22 protein-coding genes are annotated in these 24,009 nt (G+C 52.9%); 11 read left to right on the top strand and 11 right to left on the bottom strand.

Features of this window, described 5'->3' with window-relative positions; genetic code table 11:
- Positions 1-3 precede the first annotated feature (3 nt).
- Positions 4-1,395 carry a ribosome biogenesis GTPase Der gene (gene der / locus ACR02O_RS08965; RefSeq protein ID WP_171696095.1) on the top strand — a complete coding sequence of 464 codons (1,392 nt, stop codon included), beginning with the start codon at positions 4-6 and terminating at the stop codon, positions 1,393-1,395.
- Positions 1,396-1,415: 20 nt separating this feature from the next.
- The gene (gene tpx, locus ACR02O_RS08960) at positions 1,416-1,913 is read left to right on the top strand and encodes a thiol peroxidase (RefSeq protein ID WP_494523224.1); all 498 of its coding nucleotides are present in this window, start codon (positions 1,416-1,418) and stop codon (positions 1,911-1,913) included.
- Positions 1,914-1,998: 85 nt separating this feature from the next.
- On the opposite strand, the gene ACR02O_RS08955 is transcribed toward tpx, so the two are convergent.
- From ACR02O_RS08955 to ACR02O_RS08945, 3 genes are all read right to left on the bottom strand, one after another.
- Positions 1,999-2,556: a hypothetical protein gene (locus ACR02O_RS08955; protein WP_458136939.1), complete on the bottom strand. Its 558-nt coding sequence runs from the start codon at positions 2,554-2,556 to the stop codon at positions 1,999-2,001.
- A 151-nt stretch (positions 2,557-2,707) separates the two neighbouring features.
- The gene (locus ACR02O_RS08950) at positions 2,708-3,097 is read right to left on the bottom strand and encodes a glycine zipper family protein (RefSeq protein ID WP_033155556.1); all 390 of its coding nucleotides are present in this window, start codon (positions 3,095-3,097) and stop codon (positions 2,708-2,710) included.
- Positions 3,098-3,197: 100 nt separating this feature from the next.
- Complete coding sequence (locus tag ACR02O_RS08945) at positions 3,198-3,383, bottom strand: hypothetical protein (protein WP_494523223.1); 186 nt, start codon at positions 3,381-3,383, stop codon at positions 3,198-3,200.
- A gap of 171 nt (positions 3,384-3,554) precedes the next feature.
- On the opposite strand from ACR02O_RS08945, the gene ACR02O_RS08940 reads away from it, so the two are divergent.
- Positions 3,555-4,058, top strand: coding sequence for a YkgJ family cysteine cluster protein (locus ACR02O_RS08940; protein WP_458136937.1), 504 nt, complete (start codon positions 3,555-3,557; stop codon positions 4,056-4,058).
- Positions 4,059-4,247: 189 nt separating this feature from the next.
- On the opposite strand, the gene ACR02O_RS08935 is transcribed toward ACR02O_RS08940, so the two are convergent.
- From ACR02O_RS08935 to ACR02O_RS08925, 3 genes are all read right to left on the bottom strand, one after another.
- Positions 4,248-4,757 (bottom strand): aspartate carbamoyltransferase, encoded by a 510-nt coding sequence (locus ACR02O_RS08935; protein WP_445368366.1) that lies wholly within the window; start codon positions 4,755-4,757, stop codon positions 4,248-4,250.
- A gap of 214 nt (positions 4,758-4,971) precedes the next feature.
- Complete coding sequence (locus ACR02O_RS08930; RefSeq protein WP_458136936.1) at positions 4,972-6,840, bottom strand: diguanylate cyclase domain-containing protein; 1,869 nt, start codon at positions 6,838-6,840, stop codon at positions 4,972-4,974.
- 87 nt (positions 6,841-6,927) lie between these two features.
- A complete protein-coding gene (locus tag ACR02O_RS08925; RefSeq protein ID WP_033155560.1) occupies positions 6,928-7,737 on the bottom strand; it encodes a Crp/Fnr family transcriptional regulator in 810 nt (269 codons plus the stop codon).
- Positions 7,738-8,243: 506 nt separating this feature from the next.
- On the opposite strand from ACR02O_RS08925, the gene ACR02O_RS08920 reads away from it, so the two are divergent.
- Both ACR02O_RS08920 and ACR02O_RS08915 read left to right on the top strand, forming a co-directional pair.
- Positions 8,244-11,744, top strand: coding sequence for a PAS domain S-box protein (locus tag ACR02O_RS08920; RefSeq protein WP_415880252.1), 3,501 nt, complete (start codon positions 8,244-8,246; stop codon positions 11,742-11,744).
- Positions 11,741-12,349: a response regulator transcription factor gene (locus tag ACR02O_RS08915; RefSeq protein WP_415880251.1), complete on the top strand. Its 609-nt coding sequence runs from the start codon at positions 11,741-11,743 to the stop codon at positions 12,347-12,349. The genes ACR02O_RS08920 and ACR02O_RS08915 overlap by 4 nt, the downstream gene beginning before the upstream one ends.
- A 232-nt stretch (positions 12,350-12,581) precedes the next feature.
- Here the strand turns inward: ACR02O_RS08915 and ACR02O_RS08910 are convergent, their stop codons facing one another.
- A complete protein-coding gene (locus ACR02O_RS08910; RefSeq protein WP_415880250.1) occupies positions 12,582-12,845 on the bottom strand; it encodes a hypothetical protein in 264 nt (87 codons plus the stop codon).
- Positions 12,846-13,094: 249 nt separating this feature from the next.
- On the opposite strand from ACR02O_RS08910, the gene ACR02O_RS08905 reads away from it, so the two are divergent.
- Positions 13,095-13,406: a hypothetical protein gene (locus ACR02O_RS08905; RefSeq protein WP_051669669.1), complete on the top strand. Its 312-nt coding sequence runs from the start codon at positions 13,095-13,097 to the stop codon at positions 13,404-13,406.
- An 18-nt stretch (positions 13,407-13,424) separates the two neighbouring features.
- On the opposite strand, the gene ACR02O_RS08900 is transcribed toward ACR02O_RS08905, so the two are convergent.
- Complete coding sequence (locus ACR02O_RS08900; protein WP_319962924.1) at positions 13,425-14,246, bottom strand: thermonuclease family protein; 822 nt, start codon at positions 14,244-14,246, stop codon at positions 13,425-13,427.
- A 14-nt stretch (positions 14,247-14,260) separates the two neighbouring features.
- Between ACR02O_RS08900 and ACR02O_RS08895 the strand changes: the two genes are divergently transcribed.
- From ACR02O_RS08895 to ACR02O_RS08885, 3 genes are all read left to right on the top strand, one after another.
- The gene (locus ACR02O_RS08895; RefSeq protein ID WP_494523222.1) at positions 14,261-14,806 is read left to right on the top strand and encodes a DUF1415 domain-containing protein; all 546 of its coding nucleotides are present in this window, start codon (positions 14,261-14,263) and stop codon (positions 14,804-14,806) included.
- A gap of 241 nt (positions 14,807-15,047) precedes the next feature.
- Positions 15,048-19,121, top strand: a complete 4,074-nt coding sequence (locus ACR02O_RS08890; RefSeq protein ID WP_494523221.1) for a response regulator — start codon at positions 15,048-15,050, stop codon at positions 19,119-19,121.
- Positions 19,114-20,277, top strand: coding sequence for an HD domain-containing phosphohydrolase (locus ACR02O_RS08885; RefSeq protein WP_458136929.1), 1,164 nt, complete (start codon positions 19,114-19,116; stop codon positions 20,275-20,277). The genes ACR02O_RS08890 and ACR02O_RS08885 overlap by 8 nt, the downstream gene beginning before the upstream one ends.
- Before the next feature lie 223 nt (positions 20,278-20,500).
- On the opposite strand, the gene ACR02O_RS08880 is transcribed toward ACR02O_RS08885, so the two are convergent.
- A complete protein-coding gene (locus ACR02O_RS08880; protein ID WP_494523220.1) occupies positions 20,501-21,202 on the bottom strand; it encodes a TPR end-of-group domain-containing protein in 702 nt (233 codons plus the stop codon).
- Between the two features lie 83 nt (positions 21,203-21,285).
- Between ACR02O_RS08880 and ACR02O_RS08875 the strand changes: the two genes are divergently transcribed.
- Complete coding sequence (locus ACR02O_RS08875) at positions 21,286-21,612, top strand: DUF2288 domain-containing protein (RefSeq protein ID WP_445368359.1); 327 nt, start codon at positions 21,286-21,288, stop codon at positions 21,610-21,612.
- Here ACR02O_RS08875 and ACR02O_RS08870 read toward each other — a convergent pair.
- Entirely contained in the window at positions 21,554-22,213 is a 660-nt protein-coding gene (locus ACR02O_RS08870; protein ID WP_494523219.1) for an HvfX family Cu-binding RiPP maturation protein, read from the bottom strand. The genes ACR02O_RS08875 and ACR02O_RS08870 overlap by 59 nt on opposite strands.
- A gap of 42 nt (positions 22,214-22,255) precedes the next feature.
- Between ACR02O_RS08870 and ACR02O_RS08865 the strand changes: the two genes are divergently transcribed.
- Positions 22,256-22,600 carry a cupin domain-containing protein gene (locus ACR02O_RS08865; protein ID WP_458136927.1) on the top strand — a complete coding sequence of 115 codons (345 nt, stop codon included), beginning with the start codon at positions 22,256-22,258 and terminating at the stop codon, positions 22,598-22,600.
- A 51-nt stretch (positions 22,601-22,651) separates the two neighbouring features.
- Here ACR02O_RS08865 and ACR02O_RS08860 read toward each other — a convergent pair whose 3' ends face one another.
- A complete protein-coding gene (locus ACR02O_RS08860) occupies positions 22,652-23,947 on the bottom strand; it encodes a DEAD/DEAH box helicase (protein WP_494523218.1) in 1,296 nt (431 codons plus the stop codon).
- Positions 23,948-24,009 lie beyond the last annotated feature (62 nt).

The raw sequence follows: 24,009 nt of genomic DNA, 5'->3' as shown, positions 1-24,009 counted from the left end.
TTCATGTTACCTGTTATCGCCCTGGTGGGCCGCCCCAATGTGGGCAAATCTACGCTATTTAATTACTTGACGCGCAGTCGCGAAGCATTAGTTGCCGATTATCCCGGCCTGACCCGCGACCGCCAGTACGGTCGGGTCAAACGCGGCGAGCGCGACTGTCTGGTAGTCGATACCGGCGGTATCACTGACGAACAGGAAGGCATAGACGTCTTCGCCAAAAAGCAGGTGGAAATTGCGCTGCAGGAAGCCGACGTGGTGTTCTTCCTGGTCGACGCCCGCGACGGTTTGAACGCCACCGACGAAGCGATTGCCGATATGCTGCGCAAGCTGGGCAAACCGGTAGTGCTAGTGGTGAATAAAGTCGACGGCATCGACAGCAATACCGTGACCAACGATTTTTATAGCCTGGCACTCGGCGAACCCATCGGGATTGCCGCTACCCACGGCCGCAATGTCCACGACTTACTGGATCGTATTGACGAGTTATTGCCGGTAGTCGAGGACGAATTCGAAGAGCAGGATCCGGGTATCGCCATTGCCATCGTCGGCCGTCCTAACGTCGGCAAATCGACCTTAGTGAATCGGCTGCTCGGCGAAGAGCGCGTGGTGGTGTTCGACGAAGCCGGCACGACCCGCGACAGTATCTATATTCCGTTCGAACGCAACGGCCAGAAATTTACCTTAATCGATACCGCCGGTATGCGCCGCCGCTCCCGGGTATCGCTGACCGTGGAAAAATTCAGCATCATTAAATCGCTGCAAGCCATCGAAAAAGCCCATGTGGTGATTTATTTGATCGACGCCCGCGAGGGTGTCACCGATCAGGATGCGCACATTTTGGGCTTGGTGTTGGAAGCCGGCCGGGCTTTGATTATTGGTTTGAACAAATGGGACGGCCTGAACGCCGAACACCGCGATTTCGTGAAAAAGCAAATCGAGATCAAATTGTCGTTTTTGGATTTTGCCGAAAAGCATCCGATCTCCGCGCTGCACGGCAGCGGCGTCGGCAAGTTGTTCGACGTGGTGCATACCCTGTACGACTCGGCTATGACCGACATGTCAACGCCCTTGCTGACCCGGATTTTGACCGACGCGCTGGCCGCGCATCAGCCGCCGCTGGTCGGTGGTCGCCGCATCAAATTGAAGTACGCGCACCAGGGCGGCCGCAATCCACCGGTTGTCGTGATCCACGGCACCCAGACCGATGCCCTGCCCGGTGCGTACAAACGCTATTTGATGAATTATTTCCGCGATCAGTTGCGGCTGACAGGCACGCCGATACGCTTGGTATTCAAATCGCCGGAGAACCCGTTTCAAGGCCAGAAAAACCCGCTAAGCGACCGCCAGATGAAAAAACGCAAGCGCCTGATCGATTTCAGCAAACGCAAAAAATAAAAACACCCAGAGAGCAACACATGGCAACCATCACTTTCCAAGGCAAACCGATCAACACTATCGGCGATTTACCGGCGGTAGGTACGCAAGCGCCGGATTTTCAATTAACCAATCGTAAAATGCAGGACGTGGGTTTGGCTGAATTTGCCGGCAAACGTAAAGTGTTGAACATAGTCCCCAGCCTGGATACGCCGACCTGCGCTACCTCGACCCGCAAATTCAACGAAAAAGCCGCGCATTTGCATAATACCGTGGTGTTGGTGGTATCGGCTGACCTACCCTTCGCGCAAGTGCGGTTTTGTGAAGTCGAAGGCATCAAACACGTCGTGCCGCTCTCGACCTTCCGTTCCAGCTTCGCCCACGATTACGGCGTCGAGCTGTTGGACAGCATCCTGGCAGGCTTGACCGCCCGCGCTATCGTCATCATCGACGAAAACGATAAAGTGATCTACACCCAGTTGGTCAGCGAAATTACGGACGAGCCTGACTACGTCAGCGCCTTGGCCGCCCTGCATTAACCGTGACACAGAGCGCCGAGTTCAGATTTTTCAACTCGGCGCGAAGCGACAAGCTAAAGTCTAATATTTTTCTAAATCTCCGGAATCATGAAGCCGTCGCTTGGCGTTCAGCCTGATCGTACATCGCGCCAAATAGCTGAATAACGACATAAATCATGGTTCTGGCAGTACGAACCGCATCAGGCTCCGCCGGGCTGTCGGCAACATAGGCGCTGATGGCATCATCCATGAATTTAACCAAGCCGGCTTGCGAATCGCTCTCGGTCAGGCGCTCGGTAAATCGATTCTGAAATTTGTCGCGAAATTTCGTATCCATCTTGTTGCCAGGCATGAATGCCTGCAATTCCGCATCGAGTAAGGCGGCCGTATTCTGTAACCATTCCATGTTCAATACCCTTTGGTCCGGCAAATCGCCGAAGGCATGCCGGAATACACAAATCACATCGAAACAAAGATCCATGAACAGATTTGCCAAATCTTTATCCTTGTCGGCAATCAAAGCCGAAAACACGCCAAAGATCGTTTGCGCCAACGCGCCCTGCTCGGCTTGGAATTGCTGAAGTATGCTGCGGCCGGCATTTTCATCCTGGCTTTTGGCGTATTGCAGGGCCTGATACAGCTCTCGGTCGGTTAATTCACGCATCGTCGGTTCTAACTAAGTTCGATAAATATCCAGGCGATATATTATCAAGCCCATGCCTGATAAAGGATATTTATAGTATATGGACCATTGAACCGGCCTTTAAATATCCTCGCCTTCCATGGTGAAAATCAGGCATTTTCAGAAATTTTCTTCAGTTAACCAGGGTATGGCCGCGTTGACGCATGCAGGTTTTAAATGCCCGTTTAAAGCTCTCGTTCGCTTTATAGCCTTCCCACAACCCCGCGGGGATAGCCAATATTGCACCACCGGCTGCGCCGGTGGCGGCGCTGCCGGCTATCGCACCGACTGCCGCGCCGCCCGCGGCACCGGTAACCGCACCGACACCGGCACCCATGCCGATTTCCTTGGTAATATCCGACGCTTGTTCCGCAAGAGACTTACACTCGACCATGTCGCGTTGCGTGGTTTGCGGCTGTTGGTCCAAGCGCGGGTCGATGATCGGATGCCAGCCACTCATGGATGCGCAGCCGCTGGTTAATGTGGCAAGTAGCAACATACTGCCGAAATATTTTTGTGTCATTTTTCCTCCAAAAGGCATGTTTAAATTGTTAGCTAAAATCTCATCATTGCTGGTTGAGATATTGAGCGACTGGTGCTGCGGAGGATTGCTCCGGCACGCATTAGAGTGGATAAAGTTGCGAGATATTGCTGCCGACGGGTATGTACCATTCCTTAAAATCTATCGGCAGCTCGAGTAGGGGCGCGGTGATGCAGTGTTTTAAAAGACCGTCAATGGCAACATAGATGCCGCCGCCGATGTGTTTTTCGCCAAGCTGTTGATTTATAGCGGTATTCGAGTCGCACATAATCACTCCGTAAGTTGTTCACTTACGAAAAATTCTAAGTTTGGCGACTTAAAATCTACTTAAGCTTTGATTAGAATCCGGTTAAAACGCCGCCGGCTGCTCAGCACGCACGAATCGGCGTCATGTTCGGAAAGGCTTTGCAAAACCCGCTTAAACAGGCAGTATGTTCCAATGAAAACCCTCACCCAACTCCATGCAGATATCGACACGCGGGTAAAAATCATCCGCGACAACCAACCCGATTGGCTATGCCGCCAGGGTTGCGACGGCTGTTGCCGCAGGCTTGCCGCAGTACCCAAGATCACCGCGGACGAATGGCATTGTCTGCAACAAGGCCTGATGGCCTTACCGCCGGAGCAATTTCAGCAAATCAGTGGGGAGATAGCCGCTCTGGCCGGCCAAATAGCGCGCCCAGTCATCTGCCCGCTGCTGGACAAAGCCAATGGCGCTTGCCTGGTCTATGCACACCGCCCTATCGCTTGCCGAACTTACGGTTTTTATGTTCAGCGCGATCAGGGGCTGTACTGTAAAGACATCGAAGCGCGCGTAAGTGATGGTGCGCTGAGCGAAGTGGTGTGGGGCAACCATGACGGGATTGATCATCGGTTACTTGCTCTAGGCGAGTCGCGCGAATTGCCGGAGTGGTTTGCGGATTGGCAGCGGGATGCTGATTGAAGCGAAGCTATAGCCCCGACACGCAGAGGTTTGTTTTTGATAGTAAAAAGACCTAACACGCCGCTGAAAGAGTAGCAGTCGCCAGTCCGGAGAGCGGAGGCTCCGCGGCTCATACCGCTCAACGAACCGAGCCGACTCATTAAGCCCTATAGCGCGCCTGGGATGCCCGGAACAGACACGCCTCCGCCATCATTCAGCAGCTGGCGAATGATGGCTATCGTGATCAGGTATGCCTGGATTGCCGTGGTCCTCGGCTTGGGCATCGAACCATTCGTGCAGGGCCTGAACGAATTGAGGGTATTCGGTAGAAAAATGAATCTGTCCGCCGTTATCCAAAGCTTGATATTGAACTTTAATATCATCGACTTTTGCCTTTTTTAACTGAGCCAGCCCCGGCATTTCCGCACCATGCAAACGTTCCGTCGCCGCATAATTGCCCGCCTGGTATTGTTCCGCCCTTTTTTGCAAATGCCCCTGAATTAATTTGATTTGCGAGGCATTGTCCGCGGATTTGATCACCACATGCTGGACACCGCCGTGCACCGTTTTGGTAAAGGTTTGTACCGTCCCCTGCACCGCGTAAGGCACTATTGTCTGTAACTGTTCTTGATTGATGGGTTTGGCAGGCGCATGCTCAATAGCTTGCACGACGATCAGGCATTGTAAAATACCCAGTATTATCAATAGGTAGTGTTTCATGGCGATACTCCGAGTAGATTGACATTCATCCTGAACACTGAGTTTTTTATCCGGTCGATTAATACCTTTCGCTCCGGACCTGTTGGCGAAGCACCCTAATTGGCTTCGACAAACATAGCCGGAGCGGGAAGCCGGTAATCAATAGAGCCGGATTTGCCACTCAGTGATGCGCTGGCTCCGTTCTTCATACACAAAATACGTTTTAGCAAAATCCTCAAGCTTTCCATTGCAGGAATTGATCGAGGCGCTCGACGTTATCAGGTAAAAACACATGCACCTGGTTCCGGCCTTTTTCCTTGGCTCTGTAGCACGCGCTATCGGCGTTACTTAAAAACTCCCCGACATCCCGAACCGTACACGTCACCGCAGCCACTCCAATGCTGGCGCTCACGGTAAATTCAGCATCACCCCAGTTAAATTTGAAATTGCGCAGGCTATTGCATAGTTCATGGGCGATATTTCGCGCTTGATCAAGTGTGGTGTGTTCCAGCAACAACGCGAACTCGTCACCGCCCAATCGGGCCAGCGTGTCGCGTTGCCGCAGTTTGGAGGACAAAACGCTACTGATTCTACGCAGTAATTCATCCCCTGCCGCTTGTCCACAGGTATCGTTGACCTGCTTAAAATGATCCAGATCGAGATAACAAAGCGCATGGTGAAAATAGCCGGGGCGGGCGCTAGCCAATACCCTTGCCACCCGTTGTTCAAAAGCTGTCCGATTAACCAGCCCGGTCAAGGGGTCGTGACTGGCCTGATAGGCCAAACTCTGCCGTTTGGTTTGAGATGCCGACATATCCCAAAACACCAGTACCAAGCTATCGACAAATCCATCCAACGCGACCGGATAAAACGAATATTCGACCGGAAATGACCGGCCATCCTTGCGTTTAAAATTAGCGGTACTACGCTGAGCGATGATGTCGCGGGCCATATCAGGCAACTTGAGCGCTTCCAGCGCTAAGATCAAATCCCCGGCTATCATGGCAACGATGTCCTGTCCCAGCACGTCTATCTCGGCGTAACCCAAAACCTGCAACGCGGCCCGGTTAACGAAGCTGCAACGGCCATCCACATCAAGACCGACAATACCTTCGCCGGCAGAATCCAGCAGTAAGCGAAAGCGCCTCTCGCTGTTGCGAGCCTCGGTATTGGCGTGTTTGAGCTTTACCAAAGTGGTGTCAAGACTGGCATTGGCGGACTTGAGGATGGCGCATTGTTTTTCCAGTTGTTCCGTACGCTTAAATACCAACTCCTCCAAACGTTGCCGGTAATAGCTCAGCTCCTGTTCGGTTTCTTTGTCTTTGGTAATATCAATCAGGACACCTTGCAAAAACAAACTTTCGCCGGCTTCATTCCGCACTACGTTGGCTTCGTCGAGAAACCAGCGATGGCTTCCATCCTGTTTACGTAATCGGTATTCGCACCTCAGAGGCGCATGATGTTTATAGGTATAGGCATAGGCTTCTACCGCCACTGCCAGATCGTCCGGGTGCACCCGCTTCAGTATACCTTGCGGGTCATCAAGCCAATCTTGTTCGGGCAAGCCCAATTGAGCAATTTGCGGACTGACATATAACAGCTTTACCGGCGTTTCCAACGATGCGACATAAGTGATCACCGGCATTTGTTCCACCAAGGCCCGGTACTTAGCTTCCGCCTCACGCAATTGCGCCAGGGTTTCGGTTTTCTCCGCCAGCAGGTGCTGTCCCTGCAACTCTCGGCTGACTTCAGTGGACGATGCGGCGTCCGCGTTGCTGGCGCAGTTGTTAGAGTGGACCGTGACAAAGGCCGCATCATCGCATTCTATCGGCATCAGGATGGAGACATTCGCCTGCTCGACCGTTTCCACTTGATTGGCGATGTAGCCGGCATCCAGGATATCCGGTGATTGCCAATTCCCGCGCACTTGTTCGGGCTGGCGGTCTTCGGCGAGTTTAAGACCGTGATGACTGGGTTCTCCCTCGCAAAACGCCGCATCATGATCCCGAAACGCCGCCAGGGAGTGTTTGTTCGCCATCCGGCTGGCTGGATCGTGGTCTATAACAAGTGAGCAGCTATGGGCTTTGGCTGATGCAGTGTTCATAAAATCGCCCCCTACGGTGACTGGGTTTCAATAGCCGAACTGACCAGATAAAACCACGGGGCGATATTTCAGCGCCGGTAGACTTGATCAGCCAAATGCGTAGCGTCTCCTGAGATCTTTGGCATGTCCATAAGTGGTAATGGCGGTAATGGGTTTGGACAGCGGCGACGGATTGGCACTGACAGCAAGCAGCCGAGCAAACTCGTTTTTGATGATCGGGTAACACTCGCAACTTTGCGCTTCCAGGCCGGCGCGCTCCAGCACGCTGATTTGACCACGGCAATACCGAATTACCCCGGCTTGCTGTAATTTCCCGGCAACCTCGGTGATGCCTTCGCGGCGCACGCCCAACAGACTGGCGATGGATTGCTGCGTTATTGCGATCTCGCTCCCGCTCTGCCGGTCCAGGATCATCAACAGCCAACGCGAGAATTGTTGTTCAATGGAATGATGCCGCTTGCAAGCCGCTATTTGCGTCATATGCGTCAGTAGTGCCTGGGTATAGCGGAGTAACACACCTTGCAGCCCACTGTGCTGTCCGCCTATCCGCCCAATTTCCTCATCAACCAGACTCCTGCGCAAACGATAGGCGTAGCCCGGCATCACTACTAAGGCTTGATACGGTATGGATTCACCGCCCATGAACAGCGATATACCCAGCATGCCTTCGTTACCAATCAAAGCCAGTTCGCGGGAGGCTCCATTCTCAGTAAAGTAAAGCTCCGCTATCACGCCGGTCACAGGGAAGTAGACATAACGCAAAGACTCATCCGGTTCACAAAGCGCGTCGCCACACTCCATTTCAACCCGTTCCAGTAAACTTGAAACACGGGCATACTCGGGTTCAGGCAGCATAGCGAGAAGCTGGTTTTGTCTTGGATGGTCCAATTCACTCATCAGTTATTTCCGGATTGTTTGGCGAGGGGTAAATCAAGTATTCATATTGCTGAAACGGTAAAGCCATACCAACATAGCGCGTTTTAACACAGCCGCTATCCGCTAAAAATACGTACTGCTACTTAGATTGAAGATAAGATTGACAGGGCTAATTTTTCGCCAGCATACTTCCGCGCGAACTGGGGTAAGAAGCCAACTCTAGGCATAGCTTTTCACAAACTAAGGCCGGCTATTTGGGCTTATGCCCGGGTTAAGACCCGGTTGCCAACTCCCGCTGTTGCCGAAACAGGGCTTCTCGGCTAGCCACATCCGTATAATAGGGCTTGTGTTACAACCATCGAAAGAATGCCTGAAGCGGTCTAAATTCTGTCCAAAATAGAAGATGTCTCATGACTGACGAGCGCTGTAAGTCTGCACACCCTGACAATACTGTTCGACAAGAAGCTCAGAACAGCCCCCCAAACTCAAGCAAAACCAGCAGTTCCCTCGATGCTCCGGAGAAAATTTTGCATGAGCAGCAAGTACGTCTGCTTGAATTAGAAACCCAAAATCAATCGCTGATTCAGGCGCGAGACCGCTTCCAGCATCTTTACGATTTCGCCCCGCACGCCTGCCTCACACTCAGCCCGGACCAGCGAATATCTACCATCAACTTTGCGGCCGCCGCCTTATTGGGTGGTGAGCGTCAACACTTAATTGGCCGTCATTTTTCAAGCTTGATTGCCGATCAAAGCCGCGACTTTTGGCAACGGCATTTATCGCAGATTCAGCAACGTAGCGAAATTCAGCCTTGCGAATTGCCAATGCTGCGTGACGATAACGCTGCATTTCCTGCCAGACTCGACTGCCTGATGCTCACCGGTCTCGCCGACCAGCCGGAACTGCACATTACCCTCACCGACCTCACTCGACAAACACAAACAGAATCATCTGTGCAGGAGCAAAGCCCGGCGCTGTGCGCGGCACTTATACAAGCCGCGCGGGATGCCATTGTCTGCATCGACGCAAAACACCGTGTCGTATTATGCAATCCCGCAGCCGGCAAGCTGTTCGGCTGCCGCGCGGATCAAGCCATTGGCAACGTGATCGAACACTTTATTCCGGCTGGTTTTCCGGCCATTTATTCAGCGCCAAAGCCAGAAGGCGATAGCGATCATCAGTCTAAAGAACTTCGCACAGTGACCGGTTTGCGCGCTAACGGCGAAGAATTTCTAATGGAAGCCATCATTTCCGAGATAGACACTGGCGAGCAAACCTTGTATTCCCTTGTCCTGCGCGATGCAGACGGACGCAGCCCACTACCAGCCGAACATCATTTACAGGATCAGCTGTCCAAAGTGGCGGCTTCCGTACCCGGCGTTATTTGTTCTTTTCGTTTGGCTGCGGATGGCTCAGCCAGCATGCCTTATGCCAGTCAGGCGCTTGAATCTTTGTACGGACTGCCTCCCGAAGCAGTGGCCGAGGACTTTAGTCCGGTATTTGCCAGGGTGCATCCCGACGACATCAAACTGATCAACGAAACCATCAGCGAATCGGCGCGCAGCCTGACGCCTTGGCGCGACACCTTTCGCTACCAACACCCTAGTAAAGGCGAAATCTGGATAGAAGGTCATTCCATGCCGATGCGGGAACAGGGCGGCAGCATTTTGTGGCATGGCTATCTCCAAGATATTACCGCGCGAAAACAGGCTGAATCGGTCTATCGCGACCAGGATAGGGAACTGCAACTGATCATGGATGCCACGCCGGCGCTGATCGCCTATTTGGATGTCGATTTTCGCTATGTACGGGTAAATGCGACATATGAACACTGGTTCGGCATCTCTCCGGAACAGGTTATCGGCCGCACCGTGCCGGAAATTCTGGGTGGCGCGGCCTGGGACATAGTCCGTCCTTATCTGGAGCGGGCTTTGGCGGGCGAGCCGGTTAGTTTTGACCAGCAAATTCCTTATGGCAACGGCAAACCCCGCTGGGTGCATGCGACCTATATTCCCAATGCCGATGAAGCCGGCAGGTTGAAAGGTATTGTGGTGCATGTGATCGACATCGAAGAGCGCAAACTGTCCGAGCAGAAAATTGCCTTATTGAACCAACGCTTGGAACGCCGTCTGGAGGAAATGCAGGTTATTTACAACACGGTACCCATTGGACTCGCCATCGCCAATGACAATAGCGGACAACATATCCGCGGAAATCGGGCGAATGAGCAGATGCTGGGCGTGCCCCCCACCTCGGAACTTTCACTATCGAGCCCAACCCCGCCGGCCATCACAGTATTGCAAAACGGCTATCCGCTGGCCGCTGAAGATCTGCCGATTCAGCGTGCTTGCCGGGGAGAAGTGGTGAGCGACGAGACGCTGGATATAGTCCGCCCGGACGGGAAAGTGATTACCGTGGTGTCCAATGCATCGCCCTTGCTGGACAATAAAGGGCAGCCGCGCGGGGCCGTTGGCGCATTTTTGGACATTACACCACTGAAAGTCGCTGATGACGCCCTGCGCCGTAACGAGGCTTTTGTACGCTGCGTTCTGAATTCGCTGCCCGCACATGTGGCAGTACTGGATAATAGCGGCTTGGTGACGACGGTCAACGCGCCCTGGGATTGCTTTGCTATCGAGAACGGCGGTTCGTCCAGTCAATTGTCGGAAGGCGCCAATTACCTTGAAGTTTGCCGCCGCTCGTCTGCGGCAGGCGACCGGGACGCACAGAAGGCTTTGACCGGCCTTGAGAGCCTGATAGCGGGCCATCAACAGGAATTTATGATGGAATATCCCTGTCGAACCGCGCTTGGTGAGCTTTGGTTTATGATGCACGCCAAACGCATTACCCAAGGTTTCCAGGGCATGATTATTACCCATGTAGACATTACCGAACTGAAACGCACCCACGCGGAATTGCGGCATACCGAGACCCGCCTGGCACTGATCATCGACGAAGTGAATGCCGGTTATTGGGACTGGGATTTGGTCTCGCAAACCTTATTTCTCTCGCCGGAATGGAAACGGCAAATCGGTTTTGACGACCATGAAATGCAGAACCGTTGGGAGGAATGGGAATCTCGCTTGCATCCGGATGATCGGGCATGGGTCCTGGCAAGCACCAAAGACTACCTGTCCGGGCATGTATCCGCTTACGAACTGGAATTCCGCTTACGGCACAAGAATGGCTCCTACCGCTGGATCCATTCGCGCGGCAGCTTATTGCATGATAAAAATAATCGGCCTTATCGATTGCTGGGCATCAATTTCGACATCACCGACTATAAACTGACCCGGGAATTGAGCGAACGCCGAAATCGGATGGAACAGTCATTTCGAGTATCGTTGGCGACGCAGACGATAGCGGCGATTGCCCACGAATTAAACCAACCCCTGGCCGCTATTTCCTCTTATGCCGACGTGGCGTTGCGCCTATACCAATCGGAAAAACCGGATTCCCAAAAACTCAACCACGTACTGGAAGCCTGTGTGCAACAAGCTCAGCGTGCCGGCGAAGTCATCAGACAATTATTTAGCCATTTGAATAAAACCGAGGCCGTCGGTGAACGGGTCGATATTAACTTTCTCGTGACAGAAGCCTGCGCGTTTATAAAAAACGACAAAACCCTAGACACTTTAAACATAGAACTGGACCTTGCCGCCGACTTACCGCAGACCACGGTCAATGTGCTGCAAATTCAAAAGGTGCTGGTGAATCTGATCATTAATGGTCTGGAAGCGATGCAGGAACACGGTAAGCTATCCGAGGTATTGCGCATTACCACCGGCCGATACGCCGACGATCCTGATATGGCAGTAGTCTGTGTTTGTGACAGCGGTAAAGGCCTAGCGGACGCCACTGCCCTGAAAATGCTGTTTCAACCCTTTTACTCGACTAAACCCGCCGGACTGGGAATGGGCTTGGCCATCAGCCGCGCCTTGATCCAAGCCCATGGCGGCCAACTGTGGGCGGAGCGGAATGTCGGCGACGGCCTTAGCCTGTTCTTTACCTTACCGTTTGCGAAATGAATACTCAGCCCTGCGTATTCGTGGTGGACGACGACGATGCGGTCCGCGACAGCTTGGGTTTGGTATTTGAAACCGCGGGCCTTGCGTATCAAACATTTGCCAGTGCCGAGTGCTTTCTGGAAAGCTATTCTCCGGAGCAGCCAGGCTGTCTGGTGCTGGATGTCAACATGCCGGGTCTGGATGGTCACGAGTTGCAAGCCGAACTTATCCGCCGCCACATCCACCTTCCCATTATTTTCCTGACCGCCTATGGCGACATACCGATGACAGTGCGCGCGATGAAGGCGGGAGCTGTTGATTTTCTGACCAAACCGGTCAGCACCGAACTATTGCTCGACAGAGTACAGGCCGCGCTAAAGCTTGAAGTCAACACCCAGGCACAGGCCATAAAAGGGCAAGCGCAGTGTAATCGGCTAAGCGGGCTGACGTCACGCGAACTTGAGATTATGGGGATGGTGGTGGCTGGTCTAACCAACAAAGAAATAGCCAGGCGTTTGGGGATTAGTCACCGCACTGTTGAAATCCACCGCGCGAAGGTGATGGAGAAAACCGGCGCGCCGAATCTGCTGGAACTCGCCCGCATCTATGCGGCCTGCCAGCTTTGAGTGTCTCTATCCCGTTACCCCGCCCTTCGCTACCCTTGTTTCTATGCCGGCGGAACGCCGATAGCCCCAAATGCACGTTATTAATAGAGCTGATGAATATTACTAATTTAACAAATCCTGTTTTTTGACTTACCGTATGCCGGCGTCAAGTAAAACCCCATATACAAGACCCGTTAGCAATACCAAATCCGAAAATAGGTGTAACGATGGCTAGAGAAAAACTGACTACTGCTCAAATAAATCTGCTGAATAAATGCCCTAAGGAATGGGCTGTCGTACCGGTTGGATCCACTAATAAAACATTGATTGCGCTGATGAAAAAAGGCTTGGTCGATTCGCGGCTATTAATCAATACATTGTTCCCTGAGCTGTCCAGGTGCGAATGGCGCATAGCGCCATAGCCGCCAAAACAATAAAAAGCGCTTGCAGGCCTGCGTTGTTCGGCGGAATAAGACATAGCCAAAAATGTCTCCCGGATTTTTGGATCGCCATCCAAATTACAGGTAATGATTGATCAACTGCTGCGGTTACCGGGAACTTTGTCCAGTAAAATGACATCCGAAAACTAAGTTTGATTGAGCATTTGGGCCGGTACATTTAAAATCCCTACCTAGATACTCAGATTTTCTTGAGAAGCTTATTATTTTGGTCGAATGTTATTTAGGTCGTATTTTTTTTACATCAATTCGCCGGTTGTCCTCTACAGCATGCGTGTATGCGGCGGCATAGGTCAGTGGTAGCCACTATGATGACTAGCGATGATTCGGCACGCCGCCGAGGCGCGCGCCGTCAGCAAGAACGCCGGACTAATCCGTTCGCCTTCAACTCAGCGGAGTGGATCGCTTTCGTTCAGCAACAATATGTGCTGTGGCCAAAACAAGACCGGCGGGTTTTAGATCGCCGGCGGGCCGAGCGCCGCGAGATTGATCGTCGCGCCGGACTGCGCGACGCGGAGCGGGAAATCCCGTTTCAACGCACTCGCTGGTTTTCCGCAGAGCACATCCTCGACGACGAGGAAAAGCAAATGATCCAAGCGTTATTCGCCGAAGAAGAGTAAGCGGCCCGGCTGCCAACATCAACGCAACACGATGTCCGCCGGATGCCGCAGCTGCACGGCAAAACGCTGTTTCGAGCGCCGCACCCACCCCCGCACTTCCACATCCTTACCCACATAGGTTTCCAGCGGCGGAAACAAGCCGGCCGATATTGGCTCGACACTGATAGATACCGCATCGGAGAGTTGCAAGTAGCTGTGTTTCGCTGTGTTTTTGAGCGCGCGGATGCGTCCGGTTAAGCGCTTCCAACCCTGGTAATTGTTCTCGTCTAGCCGTTCCGCAGCCAGTGGCGCATAGGCCTGTTCACCCCAAATCCCTAGCCTGGCTTGCTCGGCACTGCGCTGAGCCGCCAACAAGCTGTCGAGATATTTGAAATTCGGCGGAAAAATGTTAACCGTGGCCAATCCGCGTTTCACCAATTCCAGATTGATATGCTCCTTGTCCTCGGTAAACACGTAAGCCAAAGTGCGCTGATATTTGTCCTGTTTTTCCACATCGCCTTGCAGGAATACCTTCTGATGCTCCAACTTTTGCTTCAACCAGGCCTTGGCCTGCTCGCCGCCGGCTTCTGCTGACTTGTTACGGCCGGCAACCTCCGGGGTATTGATCCCCAAAAAACGGACTTTCTGGCCGTCGCTTAGTAAGATAGTATCGCCATCGAACACCTTTTCTACCCGATAGGAGGCGACGCCGGGATCGATGCTTAAGACTTTGGCGTTTTCATTGCCATGATCGGCATAATGGCGGCGACCTTGCGGATCGGTCCATTGATAGACTTCGGCAGATAGCAAAGCCGGCAATATCGCCAACAGCCAGAGACAGTGTTTAGTGCTTTTCTTCATTTTTTTCGATCACCATGACTAACCAACAGATTATCGCCGCTACGCAGGCCTGGCTAAAAACTTTTGTTATTGAATACAATATTTGCCCGTTTGCCCGCCGCGAACAGGAGAAAGGCAGTATTCGCTATCAGGTCGTGTCGAGCAACAGCATTCAGGATAGCCTGGAAGCGGTCATTGCCGAGTGCGAGCATCTCGATTCCGAGCCCGACACCGAAACCACCTTGCTGATATTTAATGAGGCGTTTGCCGACTTCGAAGATTTCCTGGATTTGCTGGCTATCGCGGAGCAATTGCTGATTGATCAAGGCTACGAAGGCATCTACCAATTGGCTAGTTTTCACCCGGACTATTGCTTTGCGCAAACGCCGACAAACGACCCCAGCAATTACACCAACCGTTCCCCCTACCCCATGCTGCATCTGATTCGCGAAAACAGCATCGAAAAAGCCGTCGCCAGCCATCCCGACCCGGAGGGTATTCCAGACCGAAATATTGCGCTGACCCGCGAATTGGGTCTGGAAAAATTGCGGGCGATTGTCAATGCCTGCTACCAACAGTAGCGAAAACCTTTACCCGTATGCGTTCGGTTTTCTCGTTTCAAGATTAGCCGAGTTCTGATATGGCAAGGCGGCGCAAAATAAGTCTTTCGAATTGTTGTTACGTCAGGATTGCATAGAGCCGTTCACGAGGGAACTCGACTCGCGCCGGTTTATGCGCGGCCATCTCAACGGCTCACTTTGAGTCCTCGGCTTTTTAGCAATTGCCGAATTTAGGTGATAATTTATAGCCGGGAGTGGGCACATGAAACAACGTTTTCCAAGAATATCGGCATTTGGGTTGGCAATCGCCGCTGGCTTGGTCGGTATCTTGGGATTTGTGGCGCTGATGGGCTTGAGCCTGCAGCAAGAGCGCGATAACCACATAGAACACGCGCGTATCGAAACAGCAAATATCGCTCTGGTTCTGGAGGGGCATGCGCTGGCCACCCTACAAAAAATCGATCTGATTCTGAAAGATATTCAGGGGCATATTCGACCCGAGGATATGCGCAGCAGCCAATTCGATAACGCCGTTGAAAACCATGCTATGCAAGCCTTACTGCAGGAAAAGGCCGACGATATTCAGCAAGCGGCGGTGATCGAGATCGGCGGAATCCAGATATTCAATACCAACGGCGATTGTATCTACAGTTCTATCGATGCTCAGCCAGCCATCAATGTCGCCGACAAAGAAAGCTTTCAATTTCATAGGGATCATCGCCAGACTGGCTTACACATTTCCCCGCCGGAAATATCGCGTACTCTGGGCATCTGGCATATCTCCCTGACCCGGCGTATCGATTTTCCCGACGGCGGCTTTGCCGGATACGTTAACGTCATCGTGCAATTGAGTTCGTTCGAAAGTTTTTACGCGACGTTGAACCTTGGCGAGCAAGGTGCGGTGTTACTCCGCGACGAACAGATGAGGCTTTGGGCACGCCATCCGCATCTGGAAGCCAATCTAGGCAAAACCATGCCTAACCACCCCCTGCACCAATACATCGCCCAGGGTATGACCCACGGCTCCTATCTACAGCCCGGCCCTGGCGATGGCGTCAAACGCCTCTATAGTTTTCGGCGGGTCGGCGATTATCCTTTGTACGTGCTGGCCGCCATCGCCGAACAGGACTATCTGGCCGAATGGCGGAAACATTTGGCCTGGTACGGCACGGCCGGACTCGTCATTTTGATCGCTTCGTTAGTGTTAGCCTTGGTTGCGCGGCACAGCCGTTTGAAATGGCAGAACGACGAAAGAAATTACCGCTACATTATCGAGAATGCACCGGTCGGCATTTTTCAGAGAAACTTTGCAGGTCAGTTTAGCTTTCTGAATCTCACTTTGGCACGCCAATTGGATTGCGACTCCGTCGATACTTTTCTGCAACATTATGTGCCGGCCGAGAAGCTGTGGGCCGATCTCGATCAATTGAAGTTGTTTTATCAGTTGCTGCAGACAAATAAAGAGGTACGCGGCTTTGAAGCGCAAGCGGTGCTCGTAACCGGGCAAACCAAATGGTTCTCGATGTCCGCTTATCTGGATGAAGAAAACGGACAGATCAACGGTTTTACGCTTGACATTACCGAACGTAAGCAAGTCGAAGAGCAGCTCAAAACATCGGAAGAGCGTCTGCGCTTGACGATGGATGTGGCACAAATCGGCATTTTCGATTGGGACGTCAAAAAGGACAGTTTCGAGATGTCACCGATTTATTTCACCATGCTGGGCTATCAAGCAAAACCCGGCCCCGGTGATCGTAACGAATGGCTGGAGCGCCTTCATCCGGACGACAGAGCCGGCATCGCCGAAAAAATTGCGGCCGTATTGTCGAAACGCGCCAATGCCTACAGTTACGAAGCCAGGATGCGCCATGCCAACGGCAGCTATCGCTGGATCAGTGTTAAAGCGTTCTGCGTGCAGCGCGGCGAAGACGGCATGGTTAGCCGCATCCTGGGCATACGTATGGACATCACCGACAGCAAACGCTACGAAGTCGAATTGGAGCACTACAAAAATCATCTCGAACACCTGGTAAACGAGCGCACGACGGAGTTGTTGGACGCCAGGAAACAAGCCGAAAGTGCCAATCTGGCCAAATCCGATTTCTTAGCGAACATGAGCCACGAGATACGTACCCCGATGAACGCCATCATCGGCCTGACGCAACTGGCACTGGATACCGAGCTGAACCGGAAGCAACACGATTATCTCAGCAAGGTATTGAATTCATCGCGAGCCTTGCTGGGTATTCTGAATGACATTCTCGATTACTCAAAAATCGAAGCCGGGCGCATAGACATTGAGGCCATCGAATTCAGCTTGGAAGACATACTGCGGGCGACGGCAGACTTGTTCTCCATCCGTGCCGATGAAAAAGGCCTAGAGCTGTTCATCGATATAGCACAGGATGTGCCCGATCAATTGCAGGGTGATCCGCTCCGCCTCAGCCAAATCATTAACAACCTGGTCGGCAACGCCATTAAATTCACCCATCAAGGCGAAGTCCACCTTCGCGTCGAGACTCAGGAAAGAACGGACAATGCCATACGCCTGCGTTTTGCGGTAAGAGATACCGGCATCGGCATCACGGCCGAACAAGCCGGCCAACTGTTTCAGCCTTTCGCGCAGGCCGACGCCGGCATCACCCGCAAATTCGGCGGCACCGGCTTGGGGCTAACGATCTCGAAACGCCTGGTGGAATTGATGGCGGGAGAAATCACCCTGGAGAGCGAACCCGAATCCGGCAGTACCTTTGCCTTTACGGTTAGACTAGGCCTGCCGGCCGGCGTTTCGTCCAGCGAGCAGACACAGGGCTGGCGTTTGCAGGGTTTATGCCCCATGCACACCCTGGTGGTCGACGATCAGGAAACTTCACTGACGATACTGCGCTCGATTTTGGAAAGTTGGCAATTCGAAGTGGCGACGGCTGATTCGGGCGAAACAGGTTTACGCTTGTTCGCCGAAGCGGCGCGATGCGGAAAACCCTTTGAGCTGTTGTTATTGGATTGGAAAATGCCCGGCATGAACGGTCTGGAACTAGCCGAGACCATAGCCCATGACGAGCATAACAGCCGGCCGCCAATATCCATCATGATCACAGCTTATGAGCGCGAGGCGCTGGCCAAGTCGGCCGGCAACATTCCAGTGGACGCGATCATCGCCAAGCCGGTCACACCCTCCAGCCTGCTCAACACCCTGATCCAACTGCAACGAAACGAAACCAGCCAGCCTGTTCCCGCCGCCGAAGTATTCAACGCCACCCGAACCACGCTGGCAGCTATCCGCGGCGCGCGGATTTTGCTGGTCGAGGATAATCAACTCAATCAACAGGTGGCACAGGAATTTCTGATTAAAGGCGGCTTGGCGGTCACGACTGCCAACAATGGCCTGGAGGCCTTGGCATGCCTGGAGAAATCCCATTTCGATGCGGTGTTGATGGACCTGCATATGCCGGTGCTGGATGGTCTGGAGGCCACCCGCAAGATTCGCCAATTGCCGGCGTTAAAGGAATTGCCCATCATTGCCATGACTGCGGCGGCGATGAATCAGGATAAAGAGGCCTGCGTAGCGGCCGGCATGAATGACCACATCGCCAAGCCGGTCGAACCGGAAGATCTCGCTAATGCGCTGGCGAGGTGGATCAAGCCCAAACCCGCTACGGCGCAGCAGGAAAAAGCTGCCGACATTCGCCCGGATACCAAGGCGATTGCCCAACTCGAGAGCAATCTGCCAGGCGTGGCGGTGCAAGCGGCTTTGGCCCGGCTGGGAGGCAACACCGCCCTTTACCGGCGCCTATTGCTGGCGTTTGCCGAGCAGCATCGGAACGCTGCAACGCTATTGCACCAACGGCTTGCCGATGGCGATTCGGAGCAACTGTTTTTACTCGCTCACAGCCTGAAAGGCGAGGCCGGCAATTTAGGCCTCGGCGCGCTTCAAGCCTCGGCCGACCGACTGTGCCGCATGCTCAAAGGCGGAGAGGAGAGGAATTTGACGGCGCAAACGGAACTACTTGCACAGGAATGCGAGGCGGCACTCCTGTTATTGAGTCAATCCTTAGAAGATGCTGACGATAGGCGGCTTGCCTTATCGGTTAATTCAGAAAAACAGTTTAAACATGCCAATCTGCTGCCCGACCTACAGAAATTGCTTCGCCAATTGAAAACTAAGAATCTGGATGCCCGGTATTCGGTCACCGATCTCGCCCACAAGATAGGCGATCATGAACTCGCCTTGGAATTTGCGGAAATTGCGCAAGCGACACAAGAATTGCGCTACGATGCAGCATTGATTGCATTAGAGAAACTCTTAGAGGGCAATAGCTGGACAGACCATGAATAGCCAAGATAAACGACCGAAAATACTGATCGTAGACGACTCCTTAAATAACATCGAGGTGTTGAGCAACATCTTGGGCAAGGGATACAGCACCCGCTTTGCCAGCGATGGCTCCGAGGCTTTGGCGCTGATCGGCCGCGACGCGCCGGACCTGATATTACTGGATGTCGTCATGCCGGGTATCGACGGCTTCGAGGTTTGTAAGCAACTTAAAGCCAACCTCGCGACTCGTGATATTCCGGTGATTTTTCTGACCAGCTTGGATAGCGCCGTGGACGAGGAGTGCGGTCTGTCACTGGGCGCCGAGGATTTTATTCACAAACCGGCATCCGCGCCGGTGGTGTTGGCCCGGGTCCGTAATCATCTGGCCCTGGCCACCACCAGGCGCGAGCTGAAACAGCATAACGACAATCTTGAGCAATTGGTGGCCGAGCGCACGGCAGAGTTGTTCCGCAAAGATCGGCAGCTGATCGCCGCGCAAAGCTCCATCATCGCGGCTTTTTGTGCCTTGGCGGAGGTCAGGGACAACGAGACCGGCAACCATATACGCCGTACCCAACGATACGTGCAGTTGTTGGCCGAACGGTTGCGCACCAATGCTCGCTATAGTCTCACCGATGGCGACATCGAACTGTTGTTTAAATCCGCGCCTCTGCACGACATCGGCAAGGTTGCCATTCCCGATGCGATACTGCTTAAGCCGGGAAAACTATCACCGGATGAATGGACGATTATGAAAACGCACTGCGCGGAGGGAAGGTCTGCCATCTTGTCGGCGGCGCGGGATTTTGGCGACAGCGACTGGTCATTTTTAAATTACGCGGTGGAGATCGCTTATTGCCACCATGAAAGGTGGGATGGCGCCGGTTATCCGCAAGGGCTTTCCGGAGAGCAAATCCCGCTGAGCGCCCGTTTGATGGCAGTCGCCGACGTTTACGACGCTCTGATCAGCAAACGGGTTTATAAAGAAGCGTATCCCCACGAAGAAGCGGTGCGGCTGATCGCTAAAGGCCGGGGAACGCACTTCGATCCGGATGTCACCGATGCCTTTTTGGCTATCGCCGAGGCATTCGATGAAACCGCTCAGCGCTACAAGGATGTCGGCGACGCCAAGCCTGCCATGGAAACCAAAGCGCATTCGCTATCAGCTAAATCCTGAAAGACATAGCAAGGTTCATCTTGCCGGTACAACAAACAACCTGGACGGAAAAACCCGATTAATGCCAACGTGCATCAAATAGCTTGCTTTCATCCCCTATCCGCGGACAAAAACGGATTGGCTATATGGAAAACCGCGCAGATGGTCAATCTGGCTCATTCAGACCTAAAACCCCGCTAGGCCTTGGCCCGCAAGGGTATTCAAGTTTGAATGGCCTAATAACTTATGAGTAGTAATCAAAATCCTCTTTTTTCTCTATCTTGAAGCCCGGCTCGACATTGATTTCAATATCCTTGAGTTTGGTTTTTTCCGGGGCCGGCATAGCGCGTACCTCCTCCATAAACGCCTTGAACCAAGGGGCATTAATCACGCCGGCCATATCGTCGTCTTGCAATATATTTTGTTCGTCGGGCAAACTGCCAAAGTCCCTGGCGGTTTGCAACGCAGCCAAGCAGGCATCGTTATCGCCGCGCAACGCATAAACGCAGGCCAAATTATAAGCCGCACTGCCTTTTTGAATAGCACAGGCCTTTTCGAAAAAATCTTCCGCCAACTCGTATAGATCGGGTTTGGCTGCTTCCGAGCTAATGCGAGCCAATTCCATAAACGCTACGCCGCCGTCTATCGCCGCCCCTAAATAGTTAGGCGAAATCAGCAAGCAAAAAGAAAACTTGGAAATGGCGTCTTCGTAAATTTCAATAGCGGCTTTCGGCTCCTGAGTCCGGGCCTCGTGCAATAAACCAAAACCCCAGTGATACAGCGCTTCGGAAACAATCAAATGGTCGGCGATGACATTAGCAAAGCCTTGATACGCACCCTTGTATAGTTGCTCGGCTTTGCTGCCTTCGCTTTTACGGGCCTGGGCAACTTGCTTGATCGCCGCGTCCAGGGTGGAACGCTTTTTAAATGAACTCAATAGCGACATCGATGAATCCTCACTTCTGTTTTATAAACCGGGTTACGATAAAATAGCTGGGCATACTACAACATCCCAACCGGAAAATGTTAATGAACGACTCTCTCCCCGATCTGGAAAAAGCCAAGGTGAATTTGGAAACCTCGTCCATTCCCTGGGCCGAGTTGCAACGATTTTTCGCGGCCGGCCTGGCAATCTCGGTTGCAAAGGATCTGGATCTGGTAGAAGTGGCTTATCAGTTCTCGCGCGACAACAAGGCGCAAGTTGAGCAATGGCTGGAAGCCGGCCTAATCGGTCATGTTTCGGATCGACAGGCCGGCGAATGGATCAGTGCCAACAGTTCGGTGTGGGCTGTGGTGGTCAGGCCCTGGGTGTTAGTTCAGGCAAATACTTGCGCGCCAGCCAGTAATCCACACTGACAAACCGGCCGCCGCCCAGGAAAAACAAAGCCAACAACATGACGAAATAGGTGGCGGCAAACTCTATCCCGTTATTCAGTATCACCAAGGCGCCGTTCTCGGTCAGCCATTGATAGTCGCCCTGCACCTGTAAAATTTCCTTGGCCCGCTCCAGTCGCTCAATCGCGCCTATCGTGCGCTCGGTGGCAAAAATGCCGCTACCGGCCGCAATGGCCAACCAGCCGTTTTGGAGATGCGCGCTGACCGCTGCGACCACCATGATGATCATCAATGGCAAAGTGATAGGCCGGGTGGCAAAACCTAACAGTAAAAACAAGGCGCCGACGATTTCAAATAGCGCGACCAGAAACACCAACACATACGGCGCCGGCAAACCCAAGCCCCATTCAGCATTACCAAACCACTCGGCCGTGTCGGAAAAATTGGCAAATTTTTTGGTACCCGCCATCCAAAATACCGGCGCCAAATACAGCCGCAGCAACATCGGCGCCAAAAAGTCCACGCATTTAGCAGTATCGCAACTGCGTTGCGACAGTTGCATAATCCCCGGTAGCTTATCGATAACCACCGCCATTAACGCAGTAAAAGACGTATTATTCATTTTCATTCCCCTCCCCCAATTTTTTATTATGTACCCGCTTTTATGAACATTAGCAGTTCGTGCATTTTTACAGACATTCCAGCTCAGTTGCCAATAGAATTATGCCAAACCTTGTTTAGCAAGCCTACTATTCGCATTGAACGCATCGTTTCCAAGGGTCATTGCAGCCCCGAAAACGAGTGGTACGATCAAAATCAGGACGAGTGGGTAATATTGTTACAAGGCGAAGCCAGACTGACATTTGCCCAATCCGCACCAGTCGATCTTAAGCCCGGCGACTATCTGCTGATTCCAGCGCATTGCCGGCATAGGGTGGATTGGACCCATCCGGACATTGAGTCGATATGGCTGGCAATCCATATGTTCGCAGAGCCGGTCGCGGAATAAACCGGCATTCGGGGAGAGACGAATGCCGTGCCCATGACCGGTCACGACAAATCAAATTGATTTGCGGGGCTTGGCCGTTTGCGCACGCGGTTTGCGCGAATTCGGCGCTCGTTTAGCCGACTCCCCTGCCCGGCCATTATGCGGCCGTCTGGCCGCCGGCTTGTGCGGCTGAGCCGGTTTCGGCTGCGGCTTGCTATTGGTCACAGCCAAAGATACCCTCGGATAGCCGGTATCGTCGACTCGCGGAATCTGCCTTTTCAACAGTTTTTCGATGGCAGCCAACAAGTACGCCTCTTCCGGATCAACCAGCGAAATTGCCTGCCCTTCAGCGCCAGCTCGGCCGGTACGGCCGATACGATGCACATAATCTTCCGCAACTTGCGGCAAATCGAAGTTCACCACATGCGGTAATTGATCGATGTCCAGGCCGCGCGCGGCAATGTCGGTGGCAATCAACGCGGTAATGGAACCGCTTTTAAAATCTTCAAGCGCCCTCACCCTGGCCCCCTGGCTTTTATCTCCGTGCAAGGCCGCGCAACGGATGCCATCCTTGATCAACTGCTTGGCCAAACGATCCGCGCCATGCTTGGTGCGGACGAACACCAACACCTGCTGCCAATGGCCGTTGCCTATCAGGTAGGACAGCAATTCGCGTTTATATTCGCGCTGAATGCCGTAGACCAACTGCGAGACGGTATCGGCGGCGGCATTACGTTTTGCGACAGCGATTTCAACTGGATCGGTGAGTATTTGTTCGGCCAGTGCGCTAATTTCCGGGGCATAGGTCGCGGAAAACAGCAGGTTCTGGCGCTTACTCGGCAACAACGCGATGATTCGACGAATATCGCGGATAAAGCCCATATCCAGCATTCGGTCGGCTTCGTCGAGCACAAAATGCTCAACCTTCGACAAATTCAGATGTTGTTGCTGAATCAAATCCAGCAAACGCCCGGGCGTGGCGACGACAATATCGGTGCCGCGCTGGATCTTCTGAATCTGCGGGTTGATACTGACGCCGCCAAAAATCGCCTCGGCAAAAAAAGGTAAATGCTTGCCATAGGTTCTGACGCTTTCATAAACCTGCATCGCCAATTCGCGGGTCGGCGTTAAGATCAATACCCGAACCGGCCGCGGCTTTTGCGGAACCGGTTGTCCTTGCAACAACTGCAGCAAAGGCAAGGTAAATCCGGCAGTTTTACCTGTGCCGGTTTGCGCGCCGGCCAGCACATCGCGGCCTTGCAAAATGACCGGAATAGCCTGCGCCTGAATCGGTGTGGGAGTTTCATAGCCTTGCTCGGCAACCGCTTTAAGAAGCTGCTCGGACAAACCCAATTCTGAAAATAACATGCAAAAACCTTATTTTATGCCCGCAATTAACGGGTGTATGAATAGAAAAGATATGGCATGAT

It is taken from the genome of Methylomonas sp. PHL2-19 (assembly GCF_059331595.1).
The sequence above is the reverse complement of the archived record's forward strand: the minus strand, read 5'-3'. Positions and strand labels throughout refer to the sequence as shown.